This is a genomic window from Pseudomonas spartinae (assembly GCF_965197125.1).
In the GTDB taxonomy this organism is placed as follows: Bacteria; Pseudomonadota; Gammaproteobacteria; order Pseudomonadales; family Pseudomonadaceae; genus Aquipseudomonas; species Aquipseudomonas composti_A.
In genome coordinates, this window is the sequence record NZ_CBDAMB010000015.1 from 41,063 (window position 1) to 53,531 (window position 12,469).

Genomic DNA, 12,469 nt, shown 5'->3' on the forward strand with positions numbered 1-12,469 from the left:
AGAATCCAATGATCGGACTCTGGAGCGAATCGGCTCAAACCTACCTGCTGGTACTGGCGATCAGCACCACGCTAGTCTTCGCGCTGCCGATTTTCCTCGTACCGCTGACCTGGGCACGCCTGATGCGCTGGCGCATTCCGCAGGACATCGATCTGGCGGTGTATTTCGGGCGCTGCCTGGGCGCCTTCATCCTGATCGTCGAGGCGCTGATGCTGCGGGCGGCGCTGACCGGCGAAGCGTTGCATACCACCTTCGAGGTGCTGGCCGCCGTGGCCCTGCTGATGGTGGTGGTGCACGTGCATGGGGCGATCAGGCGCATCCAGCCGTGGACGGAAACCCTGGAGATCGGCTTCTACGCCGGGATGTTGGGGCTGACCCTGATGTTCTGGCCGGCTTTGTAAGAACGCTGGTGCGCACGGCACACCCTACACAAGCTTGGCGGTGTCCCGGCCAGGGTGCGCCATGCGCACCAGTGATCCCGGCATGTGATAACGAACGGAGTAGCCCGGATGAAATCCGGGAACGTAACCCCCGATTGCCCTTGCCGCCCGGCGTACTGCTTCGCAAGTACGCCCTACGGATCGACTACCCAGTACTCAAGTAGCATGGGTCGGGCAGCGCCGGCTTCGTAGAATTTCCCCATGACCAGCAGGTGTATTGGGGCGTGATATGGCCTTGCAACAGTCGGAAGGCGTGCTCAGCGCCGTATCCAGCACGAAGGACGTGGAACTGGCCGCCCAGGAACTGGCACGCCAGCTGATTCATCCCTATCTCGGTTTCGTGCTGTTCTTCTGCTCGGCCGAGTATGACCTCGACGGCCTCGGCCAGGCGCTGGAGGCCCACTTCGGCGGGGTGAGCCTGGTCGGCTGTACCAGCGCCGGTGAAATCACGCCGCAGGGCTATGACCGTGGTTGCGTGGTGGCGCTGGGCTTCGACCTGCGCTGCTTCTCCATCGCCAGCGTGCTGATCGACGAGATGGAGCGCTTCAATCTGCTCGACGCGCAGCACCTGGTCGATGGCCTAGTCAAGGACTGCCGCAGCAACGAGCTGGCCTCGATCAAGGGCCACAGCTTCGCCTTGACCCTGCTCGATGGCCTGTCCAGCCGCGAAGAACTGGTGCTCGGCGCACTCAGTGCGGCGCTGGGCAGCATCCCGCACTTCGGCGGCTCGGCCGGCGACGACAACCACCTGACCCACACCCACGTCTACCACGGCGGGCGCTTTCACAGCGGCGCGGCCGTGGTGGTGCTGTTCAACACCTGGCTGGAGTTCGAGGTGTTCAGCACCCACCACATTCAGCCGCGTGCGCAAAAGCTGGTGGTGACCCGTGCCGATAGCGCCACGCGCCGGGTGTACGAGCTCAATGCCGCGCCGGCTGCGCAGGAATATGCCGAACTGATCGGTGTGCCGGTCGAGGCTCTGGATCTGCGGGCGTTCGCTGCCTATCCGCTGGCGGTGCGGATCAGCGATCACTACTACGTGCGCTCGATCCAGCAGGTGCACGACGACCTCAGCCTGACCTTCTACTGCGCGGTGGAGAACGGCATCGTCCTCACCGCGATGCAGCCTGGCCCCCTGTTGCCCAATCTGCAGCAGCTGTTCGCCGGTCTGGAGCAGCGTCTCGGGCCGCTGCTGCTGACCATCGGCTGCGACTGCTTCCTGCGTCGCCTGGAGATCGAGAACGATGGCGGCGTCGAGTCGGTCGCCACACTGCTGCGCGAGCAGCGGGTGATCGGCTTCAACACCTACGGAGAGCAGTTCAATGGCATGCACATCAACCAGACCTTCACCGGTGTCGCCATTGGCCGACCTGTTGGGCGTGGCGAACGCTGACTTGCAGGCCCGCTTCACGGCGCTGGAGCAGGAGAACGCCAAGCTCAAGCGCATCAACGCCGCGCTGATCGAGCGGGTCGAGTCGATCCACTCCCGGGGCGATGATGCCTACGCGGCCTTCCAGCATTCGGTGGTGCTCTCCGAGCAGGTGCGTGAACGCACCGACGCGCTGAACCAGGCGATGGCCGAGCTGAAATCCAGCAACCAGCTGCTCAGCGATGCGCGGTTGCGTGCCGAGACCGCGCACCAGCATCTGATCGATGCCATCGAGAGCATCTCCGACGCCTTCGTGCTGTTCGACGATCGCCAGCGCATCGTGTTGTTCAACAGCCGTTTCAAGGCCCTGTGGGCACGCAGCCGCGCGCGCATCGGCACCGGTACGCGGCTGGAGGAAATTCGCCGTCTGAGCCGCAGCACCGGCCTGGTGGTGGAGGCGCAACTGGGCAAGGAGGGCGAGCCGAGCCTGTTCCGCCTGCAGGACGGGCGCTGGGTGCAGGTCAGCGAGCGGCCGACCCGCGAGGGCGGGTTGGTAATCCTCTACACCGACATCACCGAGGTGAAGCAGAGCGAGGCGCTGCGCCGTGAGCAGGCCCTGGCGCAGAAGTCGCGCCTGCTGCAGCGTGCGGTCGACAACCTGTCGCAGGGCATGGCCATGGTCAATGCCGAGGGTGCGCTGGAGCTGTGGAACCACCGCTTTCTCGAACTCTGCGGCCTGGCGCCGATCAACGCCCATCGCCCGTTCGCCGAGGTGATGGCGGAAAGCGAACTGGAGCCGCTGACCCCGGACAGCCGCGATGTCGGTGGCAAACCACTGCGCCAGGTGGAAGTGCGCCTGTTCGACGGGCGTATGCTCGAGGTGCGCACCCATCCGCTGCCGACGGGCGGCTTCGTCAACACCTTTACCGACATTACCGAGCGCCATCGCCAGGCCCAGGCGCTGAGCGACAGCGAGCGCTGGATCCGCCTGATCACCGACCACGTGCCGGCGCTGATCGCCTACCTGTCGGCCGATCTGGTCTATGAATTCACCAACAAGGTCTACGAGGAATGGTACTGCTGGCCGCGAGGCGCCATGCTCGGCCAGAGCCTGCGCGAAGTGCACAGCGAAGAGCATTGCCAGCGCCTGGAGCCCTACGTCGAACTGGCGCTGTCCGGCGAGAGCGTGACCTTCGAATTCGCCGAAACCAACCACAACGGCCAGGAGCGCTACATGCTGCGTTCCTACGTGCCCAATCGCCAGGCCAGCGGCGAGGTGGTCGGCATCTTCGTGCTGATCCGCGACATCACCGAGCGCCGTCGTACCGCCGAGGCGCTGCACCAGGCTTACCAGCATCTGGAGCAGCGTGTGCGTGAACGCACCACCGAGCTGACCACGGTGAACGACCAACTGCGCCGCGAGATCGACGAGCGTACGCAGATGGAGGCGCGCCTGCGTGAAGCCAAGGGCGAGGCCGAGCAGGCCAACCTGTCCAAGACCAAATTCCTCGCCGCGGTCAGCCATGACCTGCTGCAGCCGCTCAATGCCGCCCGGCTGTTCACCAGCGCCTTGCTGGAGAAACGCGACCTTTCCGGCTGTGCGCCGCTGGTGCGCAACGTCAGCAACTCACTGGAGGACGTGGAAAGCCTGCTGGGTACGCTGGTGGACATTTCCAAGCTCGATGCCGGGGTGATCAAGCCGGATATTGCGCCGTTCGCCGTCAGCGAGCTGCTGGAGAACCTGGCTGCCGAGTATCACCAGATCGCCCGCAGCGAAGGCCTTCGCCTGGATTATCTGCCCAGCTCGGCCCTGGTGCGCAGCGACGTGCAGCTGCTGGCACGGATTCTGCGCAATTTCCTCAGCAACGCCATTCGCTACACCGCCAGCGGGCGCATCCTGCTGGGCTGTCGGCGGCGTGGCAACAGCCTGTCCATCGAGGTGTGGGACACCGGCATCGGCATCGCCGAGGACAAGCTGGTGGAGGTATTTCAGGAGTTCAAGCGCGGCGACAACGTGCAGCGCAAGCAGGATCGCGGCCTGGGCCTGGGCCTGGCGATCGTCGACAAGATCGCACGCATGCTCGGCCACCGTATCCGCGTGGCGTCGCAGCAGGGCAGGGGCTCGATGTTCGCCGTCGAGGTACCGCTGACCCGTCGAGCGCCGCGCGTGCGTGCCGTGCAGGAGTGCCCGGATCAGTTGCTCGAGCGCCTCAGCGGTGCGCGGGTGTGGGTGCTGGATAACGATGCGGCGATCTGCGCCGGCATGCGCACGCTGCTCGAAGGCTGGGGCTGCCGGGTGGTCACCGCACTTTCCGAGGAAGACCTGGCGCGCCAGGTGGACAACTACCACGCCGAGGCCGACCTGCTGATCGCCGACTACCACCTCGACGACGGGCGCAATGGCCTCGACGCCGTGGCGCAGATCAACGCCCGGCGCAGCGCGCCGCTACCGGCGCTGATGATCACCGCCAACTACAGCAACGAGCTCAAGCAGCAGATGCGCGAGCTGGGCCACAGCTTGCTGCACAAACCTGTAAGGCCGATGAAGCTGAAGACGGCGATGAGTCATTTGATGGAGCGTGGGGCGGGGGCTTGAAGCCCGGTGCGCACGGCGCACCCTACGATGTACCCGCGTGATACCTACTGCGCAGGCGACCTCGATCCCGTAGGGTGCGCTGCGTGCACCGAAGCTGGCCCGTAGCCCGGATGCAATCCGGGAAGGATCATAGCGTTCTGCCCCGGATTGCATCCGGGCTACGATACGGGCACATCATCAATCATCTGCGATCAGGCGTTTGCCCAGGCTGACCGAGGCGTCGACCTTGTAGCCAAGCCGCTCGTAGAAGGCCAGCGCGGCCGCGTTGCTGTCGCGCACCTGCAGGCTGAGTTTGGGGCAGCCCATGGCCAGCAACTGTTCTTCGATGTATGCCATCAGCTGACGGGCCAGGCCCTGCTGGCGTTGCTGCGGGCACACCGCCAGGTAGTTGACCCAGCCGCGATGCCCCTCGTAGCCGGCCATGGCCGAGGCCACCAGCTTGCCGTCGATCTCACCCACCAGAAACAGCTCGGGCTGCACCTGCAACTTGCGCTGGATGTCCTTGTATGGATCGTTCCAGGGGCGGGTCAGGTCGCAGCGTTGCCAGAGGTCGACGATGGCAGCTTGGTCGGAGAGCTGGAAGGGGCGGATGTGCATGATGGGCTCCAATCGGTGAGCCCACCGTTTTAGCACGCGCCGATGACAGACGTTAGAGGCACTAGCGCCGCAGGTAGGAGGCGAAATCAATATCGCCGGCCGAGAGAATCGCCTGCACCCGGTTATGCACGCCGAGTTTGCGCAGAATGGCCGACACGTGCGCTTTGACCGTGGTTTCGGCGATATCCAGGCTGTAGGCGATCTGCTTGTTCGACTCGCCCTTGGTCATGCGTTCGAGCACCAGCAGTTGCTTGCGCGTCAGCGCCTGCAGCAGCTCCGGGGCGAAGCTGTGGTTGTCGTGGTGCTGGCGTGAGTTGCCGCTCTTCTGCGAACGGATGATGTCCGGCGGCAGGTAGACGTTGCCGTCGAGAATCTGCGCGATGGCGTCGGTCATCTGCGCCCGTGGCGACGACTTGGTGATGAAACCCACCGCGCCATAGGTGATGGCCTGCAGCACGATCTGCTTGTCCTGCTCGGCCGAGACGATCACCACCGGAATGGTCGGCGCCTCGTTGCGCAGGTTCATCAGCCCGCCCAGGCCGTGCATGCCGGGCATGTTCAGGTCGAGCAGGATCAGGTCCAGGTCGTCATGGCTCTGGGTCAGTTCCAGGGCGCTGTCCAGGTCGGCGGTTTCCATGATCTCGCTGCCGGGAAAACCGTCGGCGATGACGTTGTGGATGGCTTCACGAAACAGCGGATGGTCGTCGGCAATCAGAATCTTGTACATGGCCTTGCACCTCGTTGTTGTGATTATGGTGTGGCGGTGGGCATGAGGAAAGCAGCAGGCAGTTCGGCAGGTTGGGCGGGTACCAGCGGCAGGCCAGCCTGTTCCCAGGCATCGACGCCGTCGCGGTACCAGTAGAGCTGACGATAGCCCATGGCATGGGCGCGGCGTGCGGCGTTCCAGCTCAGCCAGCAGTCGGAGCGGCAGTAGAACACGAAGGGTTGGCGCACGTCGCCACCGCTCTGCTGGTGCAGGTAATGGGTGAAATAGCGCTGCCATTGCGGGGCCAGGTTGCCGTCACCGGCATTGGCCAGCCACAGGCTGCCGGGCAGGTTGGCGTGGGGGGCGTCCTCGACGAAACGGTCCTGTACGAAGGGGCGGCGGTAAACGTCGATCAGGCGGGTATCCGGGCGCTCGGCAAGGAGTTTCTGCAGGGCGGGGGTATCGACGATCTGTACGCCTTCCAGGCTGGCTGGCGTGGGGCTGCGGTACTGGCTGCTGCGATAGCCGTCGGCATCGAACAGGTCATCGGCACGCACGATGCAGACCAGCAGCAGGGAGGCGAGCATCAGGCCCGCTTGCACGGGCAGACGGTACTTCATGGCGAGGTCTCTACTTATTGTTGTGCCGGTATTACAGGCCATGGTCGCAGACTTGGGAATTCTACGATGGAGAGGAAAACCAGTACCAAAGTAGTAGAAAGCTCAGCCCGCCTTGCGCAGCGCCGCGTGTTGCGGGTTGAACGTGACCACGGCCAGCAGCGTCAGCAGGATGGTCAGGCCGGCGCAGATCAGCAGCGCCTCGAGGTGCAGGCGCAGGTACAGGGCGTTGCGCACCAGCTCCACGGCGTGGGTGAAGGGATTGGCCGCGCACAGCCAGTACAGCCATTCGCTGGACTCGCGCATCTTCCACAGCGGGTACAGCGCCGACGACAGGAAGAACATCGGGAAGATGACGAAATTCATCACCCCGGCGAAGTTCTCCAGTTGGCGAATGCCGTTGGACAAAAGCAGCCCCAGGGCGCTGAGCAGTAGCGCCACCAGCAGCAGTGCCGGCAGTGCGGCGAGCAGGCCCCAGGCCGGCGGTTGCACGCCATAGATCCAGGCGATGGCGAGGAAGGCATAGACCTGCAGCAGCGAGATCAGCGCCGTGGCCAACAGCTTGGCCACCAGCAGGAAGGCGCGCGGCAGCGGGCTGGTGAGCAGCACACGCATGCTGCCCATCTCGCGGTCGTAGACCATCGACAGCGAGCCCTGCATGCCGTTGAACAGCAGGATCATGCAGGCCAAGCCCGGCACGATGTAGGTGTCGTAGGTGATGTAGGTGTCGTACGGCTCGATGATGGCGATGCCCAGCGCGGCGCGAAAACCGGCGGCGAACACCAGGAGCCACAGCAGCGGCCGCACCAGAGCACTGAGAAAGCGTGAGCGCTGCAGCACGAAGCGCAGCCATTCACGCAGGACGATGCCGCGCAGGCATTCCCAGTAGGCGGTCATGGGTGTGGCTCCGTTGTGGAATCTGTGGGAGGCGCCGGGCGGCGTTCCGCTTTAGCCGCGAGCGCTTCGATATCGTGGATATCGCGGCTGAAGCCGCTCCTACGGGCCTGGGGATCCAGGTTCGGCCGTAGCGCCTCGCGCACATGGCCACGGCCCAGCGCCTCGTCACCGGTCAGGCGGGCGAAGCTGATGGCCAGGTCGTCGCCGAGCTGGCCAGCCTTGCCCCAGGCCACGCGCTCGCCGCGATGGAGGATCAGCAGCTCGTCGCTGGACTCGATCTCGTCGAGCAGGTGGGTCGTCCACAGTACGCACAGGCCCTGTTCGCGGCACAGGTTGCGCACGTGTCGGCCCAGCGCCAGGCGGCTGGCCGGATCGAGCCCGGCACTGGCCTCGTCGAGCAGCAGCAGGCGCGGTTGATGGAGCAGGGCGCGGGCGATCTCCACGCGGCGGCGGTGGCCGCCGTTGAGCGTGCGCACCCTGTCGTGGCGACGCTCGGCCAGATCCTGGCGCAGCAGCTCCTCGTCGATGCGCGCCTGCGCCTGGCGGCGCGGCATGCCGTGCAGCGCGGCGTGGTAGGCGAGGTTCTGCTGCACCGACAGGTCGAGATCCAGCGTGCTCTGCTGGAACACCACACCGAGCTGGCGCAGCGCCTGGCGCGGCTGCTCGCGCAGGCTGTGGCCGAAGATGCGGATGTCGCCCTGCTGCAGATCATACAGGCGGGTGAGCAGGGCGATCAGGGTGGACTTGCCGGCGCCGTTGGGGCCGAGCAGGGCGCCAAAGCGCCCCGGTGCCAGCTCGAAGGCCAGGTCATTCAAGGCCTGGCGGGCGCCGTAGGCGAAACCGACGCCGCTCACCTCCAGGGCGTTCATGGCGTCACCACCACGCCCCAGGGGTAGCGGCCGACCTTGATCGACTTGGTCACCTTGAGGCTATCGACGTCGATCACTGACACGTCGCCACTGACGCCGTTGGTGGTCAGCAGGCGCTTCTGATCCGGGGTGAACGCCAGGTGCCAGACGCGCCGGCCCACCAGCAGGTAGTCGAGAATCTCGTAGGTCCTGGCGTCCACCACGGCCACATGGTTGGCCGGGCCGAGGGCGATGAAAGCGTACTTGCCGTCGTCGCTCAGCCTGACGCCCACTGGCTGCACCTTGTCCGGGTGTACGCCCTTGATGGCGAACTTGAGCACCTTGAGCACCTGGCGCGAGTCCACGTCCAGCACCGTTACCGTGCCGCCGATCTCGGCCGAGGCCCACAGCCGCTTGCCGTCCTTGTCGAATTCGACGTGGCGCGGGCGCTGGTCGACCAGGGTGTTGTCGACCAGCTGCTGGGTGCTGGTGTCGATCCAGTGCAGCATGTTGGTGGTCTCGCTGGTGTTGACCGCCCACTTGCCGTCCGGGCTCACCGCCATGCCTTCGGGCTCCACGCCCACGTCGATCTGCGCCAATACCTCGTCGCTCTGGGTGTCGACCACCGTGACCAGCGCATCGTCCTCGTTGGAGATGTACAGCCAGCGGTCATTGGGGTGCAGGGCGAACTGCTCGGGGTCGGCGCCGGAGGGCAGCTCCTTGATGATCTTGCGCGTGGCCAGGTCCATTACCTGCACGCGATCCGAGTCGCTGGCGCAGATGTACAAGAGCTTGTTGTCGGAGGACAGCAGCAGCCCGCGTGGGCGCATGCCGACGTCCAGGGTGGCGGTGACTTCCAGGCTGTCGAGGTCGATGACGCTGATGCTGTCATCCTTCTCGTTGGTCACGTAGGCAGTGGCGGCCAGGGCCGAGTGGCAGGCCAGGCCGAAGGCGACGGCGCAGGCGAGACGGGTCAGGCGCATGGAGGATTCCTCTTGTTGTTATCGGGGCGACGGCCTTGGCCTGTGCGCTTGCTCCCCTCTCCCATTTATGGGAGAGGGGTCGGGGGAGAGGGCTGAAAACCCCCTCTCCCTAACCCTCTCCCCCGGAGGGGCGAGGGGACAGAATTTCTTTGCCTGCGGCCATCACCTTCCGCAGGACAATCGTGCTGAATGTTGGGCCGCTAAGGCATACCCACCAGATCACAGCTCACTTCCGGCTGGTCGTAACCGAGGCTGTCCATCTCGTTGCTGGGGTGGAGGAAACCGTCCTGCGGCGAGGTGCTGACCAGCGCGCGCGGGTGCACCAGCTCGATGGGCTGGCGCAATTCGCCGTTCCACGGGCGGAAGCTCAGCTTGCGGCCCTTGAAGCCATCCAGCGGCAGGTCGGCGGACAGCGCCAGAGCACGAATGGCCTGCGGTTCGGCGCTGCGCAGCTTGGTCACGGCGGCGGCGATGCTGCGCACGGCCATCCACGCGGCGAAGTCGCGGTCGTTCATCCAGCGCCCGGCCAACTCCTCGAAGCGCTTCTGCAACTGCGCGGCGCCGAAGGTTTCCACCGTCTTGTGCCAGGCAGTCGGGGTCAGGCCCTGGGTGCCCGCCACCGGGCGCGGCAGCCAGGTGTTGTAGGGCAGGTATTCGCCAAAGTCGCCACGCTCATCGGCCACCAGCACCACGTCGTACTCGCTGGCCTGGGTGAACAGCGGCATCTCCGCCTGGGCGCTGCGCCGTTGGTCGTTGTCGAAGCTCCAGGGCTTCTCGGCGACGATCTTGTGGCCGAAGCGTTTGGCGGCGCGCTTGAGGGCGTCGGCGTAGGCGATGTCGTCTTCGGTGCTACCGGTCACCAGCAGCCAGCGCGTCCATTTGCGCACGGCGAGAAACTGCGCCAGCGCGTCTGCCAGCATGGCGCGGCTGGGCAGGGTATGCAGCACGTTGCCCAGGCATTGTGCGCGGCGCAGGCCATCGTCGGCGCTGCCGGCATTGAGCAGCAGGCTGTCTGGCAGGCGCGCGCTGAGCAGGCGCAGGGTGGCGGCCGGGGCGTTGACCACGAACAGGCGAATGCCGGCCTGGTGCTGCTGCTCGGCGGCGGCGAGCAGCGCCTCAGCCTGATCGCTCTCGGCGCTTTGCAGTGCGAACTGCTGCTTGAGGAAACGTCCGGTGCTGTTGCTGTCGATGATCGCCAGCTCGGCGCCACGGCGGCCGGCGTCGCTGGGCTCGGGGATGACGTTGGACAGCAGCGGCCCGCGCGGCGGCAGATGCGCCAGATAGCCGATGCGCACCTGCAGCTCGTCCGCACTGGCGCCTGCCACCACGCCGAGCGCGGCGGCGATGCAGAACAACAGGCGACAACTGATCCGGCGCATGGGGCGACTCCAGCAGAGGGTGTCGCCAGCATAGGAAGCGCCATCGGCTTGGGAAATATGCCCAAGGTAGCGCCGGACACGTACGAAGGTCGTAGTTCGCCTGGTCGCAAAGGCTGGGGTTATGCCGCGCCGCGCCAGGAAATCTGCCCAAAGTACCAACCCGTCAGTACCAAGGTAGTAACCCGGTGCCGGGCTTTACTTCCTAGCATGGCAGGCAATCTCCAATAACAAGAACCGGTGAACGCCATGCGTATTTTCAAAGCCCTGCTGTTGCCGCTATTGCTGATCATCAGCCTGCTCGGCGTCGATCAGTTGCACGCCGCCGGCGACATGACCCGCCGCCCGGTGGCACTGCCTGATCTGGTGCTGGGCAGTGACGACAGTGACTACTTCATATCGCACAACGAATACCAGCTGGAAACCGGCCAGGCCTACCAGCTCAAGATCATTTCCAACGGCCAGAAGGAGTACGCCTTCCAGGCGCCGGAGTTCGCCACTTCCATCTACTTGCGCAAGGTCGAGGCCGGTGGCGTGGAGGTCAAGGCCGTCACCCTCACCGAGCTGGAGTTCGAGGATGCCGGCGAGGCGGAAATCTTCTTCCTGCCGGTCAAGCCGGGCAAGTTCCGCTTCTACGCCAAGGGCCTGGAAGGCAAGGGCATGCTCGGTCATTTCGTGGTCAAGTAGATGACCGCTCTGCGCCGCATCAACCTGGTGGTCAGTCTGCTGTTCGTGCTGGTGACCCTGGCCGGGTTGGCGCTGCTGTTGCGTCAGGCCAGCCACGACGTGCAGCGCGAGCTGCAGGCCGCCGAGGCGGTGGTCGAGTACCTTGGCGAGGTGGCGCGCAGCAATCCTGGCAGCCTGCGCCCGGAGCTGACCGAGAACCTGCGACATATCCGTGTGAGCTGGCTGCGCCCCGGCGAGCTGCCCAAAGCGCAGAGCGCGAGCGCTATTGAGCATTGGATCGCCGAGCGCCTGCTGGGCTCTTCGTCGCTGGTGAGTGATGCCTGGCCGCTCGACGACGGTCGCGTGCTGCGCATCGCCCTCGATCCCTATGACGAGATCGAGGAAATCCAGGACTCACTGTTGCAACTGCTGCTGCTCAGCGCCTTCGCCCTGATCCTCAGTCTGCTGACCATCCGCTTCGCCGTGCACCGTGCGCGCCGTGTGCTGGACGAATTGCTCGCCGGCCTGCGCAAGGTCGGTGCCGGCCACTTCGATACTCGTCTGCGTGACCACGGCCTGAGTGAAGCCAGGCATCTGGCAGCGCACTTCAACGACATGGCCACCACCTTGCAGCAGGTGCAGGCGGACAACGCCGAGCTGACCCAATCCCTGCTGGAGCTGCAGGAGCGTGAGCGCACGCGCCTTGGCCAGACCCTGCATGACGACCTCGGCCAGTACCTCAGCGGCATCCGCGCCCAGGCCTGCCTGCTCAAGGTGATCGCTGATAGGCCGCAACAGGTGCAAGACACCGCGCGCCTGCTCGACGACAACTGCGAGCGCCTGCAGCAGGGCTTTCGCAGCCTGATCCGTGATCTCTACCCGGTGGTGCTGGAGCGTCTGGAACTCGGCCCGGCGCTGCAGCAACTGGCCGCCGACTGGCAGCAGGCACAAGGTATTCGCTGCCACCTGCAATTGGGCGAACAACTGCCGAGCCTGCCGCTGGCGAGCAAGGCCCATCTCTATCGCCTGGTGCAGGAGGCATTGACCAACGTCGCCCGCCATGCCGATGCCAGTGAAGTGCGCATTCGCCTGCAACGCCGTGGCCAGGGCCTGCGCTTGCTGGTGCGCGACAATGGCCAGGGCACAGCACTGCCGCTGCGCCCCGGAATCGGCCTGCGCTCGATGCGCGAACGCAGCCGCAGCCTCGGTGGTGAACTGCGCCTGCACAGCCGCCCGCAAGCGGGCTGGGCGTTGTGCCTGAATATTCCCTTGGAGGGCGCCTCTAAAAACGTAAGCGAGGCAGCCAGCGCAATACCGATGGCGGCCCCGCAGAAACAGGTGAAAAAGCGCAGTGTGTTGTAAATGAGCATTTTG

12 protein-coding genes are annotated in these 12,469 nt (G+C 65.3%); 5 read left to right on the plus strand and 7 right to left on the minus strand.

The window, feature by feature from the left end:
- The first annotated feature begins 8 nt into the window (after window positions 1-8).
- The 3 genes from ACN8M7_RS23415 to nahK all read left to right on the plus strand — a co-directional run bounded on the left by ACN8M7_RS23415 (window position 9) and on the right by nahK (window position 4,405).
- Complete coding sequence (locus tag ACN8M7_RS23415) at window positions 9-401, plus strand: hypothetical protein (protein ID WP_490262323.1); 393 nt, start codon at window positions 9-11, stop codon at window positions 399-401.
- A 268-nt stretch (window positions 402-669) separates the two neighbouring features.
- Window positions 670-1,833 carry a nitric oxide-sensing protein NosP gene (gene nosP, locus ACN8M7_RS23420; RefSeq protein WP_490262324.1) on the plus strand — a complete coding sequence of 388 codons (1,164 nt, stop codon included), beginning with the start codon at window positions 670-672 and terminating at the stop codon, window positions 1,831-1,833.
- Window positions 1,763-4,405, plus strand: coding sequence for a hybrid sensor histidine kinase/response regulator NahK/ErcS' (gene nahK / locus ACN8M7_RS23425; protein WP_197432224.1), 2,643 nt, complete (start codon window positions 1,763-1,765; stop codon window positions 4,403-4,405). The genes nosP and nahK overlap by 71 nt, the downstream gene beginning before the upstream one ends.
- A 177-nt stretch (window positions 4,406-4,582) precedes the next feature.
- On the opposite strand, the gene ACN8M7_RS23430 is transcribed toward nahK, so the two are convergent.
- The 7 genes from ACN8M7_RS23430 to ACN8M7_RS23460 form a co-directional block, all read right to left on the minus strand.
- Window positions 4,583-5,002 carry a GNAT family acetyltransferase gene (locus ACN8M7_RS23430; RefSeq protein WP_061242318.1) on the minus strand — a complete coding sequence of 140 codons (420 nt, stop codon included), beginning with the start codon at window positions 5,000-5,002 and terminating at the stop codon, window positions 4,583-4,585.
- Between the two features lie 61 nt (window positions 5,003-5,063).
- Entirely contained in the window at window positions 5,064-5,729 is a 666-nt protein-coding gene (locus ACN8M7_RS23435; protein WP_061242320.1) for a response regulator transcription factor, read from the minus strand.
- A gap of 23 nt (window positions 5,730-5,752) precedes the next feature.
- Complete coding sequence (locus ACN8M7_RS23440) at window positions 5,753-6,328, minus strand: PQQ-dependent catabolism-associated CXXCW motif protein (RefSeq protein WP_490262325.1); 576 nt, start codon at window positions 6,326-6,328, stop codon at window positions 5,753-5,755.
- 102 nt (window positions 6,329-6,430) lie between these two features.
- Entirely contained in the window at window positions 6,431-7,222 is a 792-nt protein-coding gene (locus ACN8M7_RS23445; protein ID WP_490262326.1) for an ABC transporter permease, read from the minus strand.
- Window positions 7,219-8,091: an ABC transporter ATP-binding protein gene (locus ACN8M7_RS23450; RefSeq protein ID WP_490262327.1), complete on the minus strand. Its 873-nt coding sequence runs from the start codon at window positions 8,089-8,091 to the stop codon at window positions 7,219-7,221. Before ACN8M7_RS23450 ends, ACN8M7_RS23445 begins: the two co-directional genes overlap by 4 nt.
- Window positions 8,088-9,053 carry a YVTN family beta-propeller repeat protein gene (locus ACN8M7_RS23455; protein ID WP_061242326.1) on the minus strand — a complete coding sequence of 322 codons (966 nt, stop codon included), beginning with the start codon at window positions 9,051-9,053 and terminating at the stop codon, window positions 8,088-8,090. Before ACN8M7_RS23455 ends, ACN8M7_RS23450 begins: the two co-directional genes overlap by 4 nt.
- A gap of 200 nt (window positions 9,054-9,253) precedes the next feature.
- A complete protein-coding gene (locus ACN8M7_RS23460; protein ID WP_490262328.1) occupies window positions 9,254-10,432 on the minus strand; it encodes an ABC transporter substrate-binding protein in 1,179 nt (392 codons plus the stop codon).
- A gap of 246 nt (window positions 10,433-10,678) precedes the next feature.
- Here ACN8M7_RS23460 and ACN8M7_RS23465 point away from each other — a divergent pair, with 246 nt between their 5' ends.
- Window positions 10,679-11,116, plus strand: coding sequence for a cupredoxin domain-containing protein (locus ACN8M7_RS23465; RefSeq protein WP_490262329.1), 438 nt, complete (start codon window positions 10,679-10,681; stop codon window positions 11,114-11,116).
- Entirely contained in the window at window positions 11,117-12,457 is a 1,341-nt protein-coding gene (locus ACN8M7_RS23470) for a HAMP domain-containing sensor histidine kinase (RefSeq protein WP_490262330.1), read from the plus strand.
- Window positions 12,458-12,469 lie beyond the last annotated feature (12 nt).

Excerpts from the sequence above, each read along its gene's own strand:
- ACN8M7_RS23460 (WP_490262328.1), bottom strand. The coding sequence starts at position 10,432 with ATGCGCCGGATCAGTTGTCGCCTGTTGTTCTGCATCGCCGCCGCGCTC.
- ACN8M7_RS23455 (WP_061242326.1), bottom strand. The coding sequence starts at position 9,053 with ATGCGCCTGACCCGTCTCGCCTGCGCCGTCGCCTTCGGCCTGGCCTGC.
- ACN8M7_RS23465 (WP_490262329.1), top strand. The coding sequence starts at position 10,679 with ATGCGTATTTTCAAAGCCCTGCTGTTGCCGCTATTGCTGATCATCAGC.
- ACN8M7_RS23430 (WP_061242318.1), bottom strand. The coding sequence starts at position 5,002 with ATGCACATCCGCCCCTTCCAGCTCTCCGACCAAGCTGCCATCGTCGAC.
- ACN8M7_RS23450 (WP_490262327.1), bottom strand. The coding sequence starts at position 8,091 with ATGAACGCCCTGGAGGTGAGCGGCGTCGGTTTCGCCTACGGCGCCCGC.
- nosP (WP_490262324.1), top strand. The coding sequence starts at position 670 with ATGGCCTTGCAACAGTCGGAAGGCGTGCTCAGCGCCGTATCCAGCACG.
- ACN8M7_RS23470 (WP_490262330.1), top strand. The coding sequence starts at position 11,117 with ATGACCGCTCTGCGCCGCATCAACCTGGTGGTCAGTCTGCTGTTCGTG.
- ACN8M7_RS23445 (WP_490262326.1), bottom strand. The coding sequence starts at position 7,222 with ATGACCGCCTACTGGGAATGCCTGCGCGGCATCGTCCTGCGTGAATGG.
- ACN8M7_RS23415 (WP_490262323.1), top strand. The coding sequence starts at position 9 with ATGATCGGACTCTGGAGCGAATCGGCTCAAACCTACCTGCTGGTACTG.
- nahK (WP_197432224.1), top strand. The coding sequence starts at position 1,763 with ATGGCATGCACATCAACCAGACCTTCACCGGTGTCGCCATTGGCCGAC.
- ACN8M7_RS23440 (WP_490262325.1), bottom strand. The coding sequence starts at position 6,328 with ATGAAGTACCGTCTGCCCGTGCAAGCGGGCCTGATGCTCGCCTCCCTG.
- ACN8M7_RS23435 (WP_061242320.1), bottom strand. The coding sequence starts at position 5,729 with ATGTACAAGATTCTGATTGCCGACGACCATCCGCTGTTTCGTGAAGCC.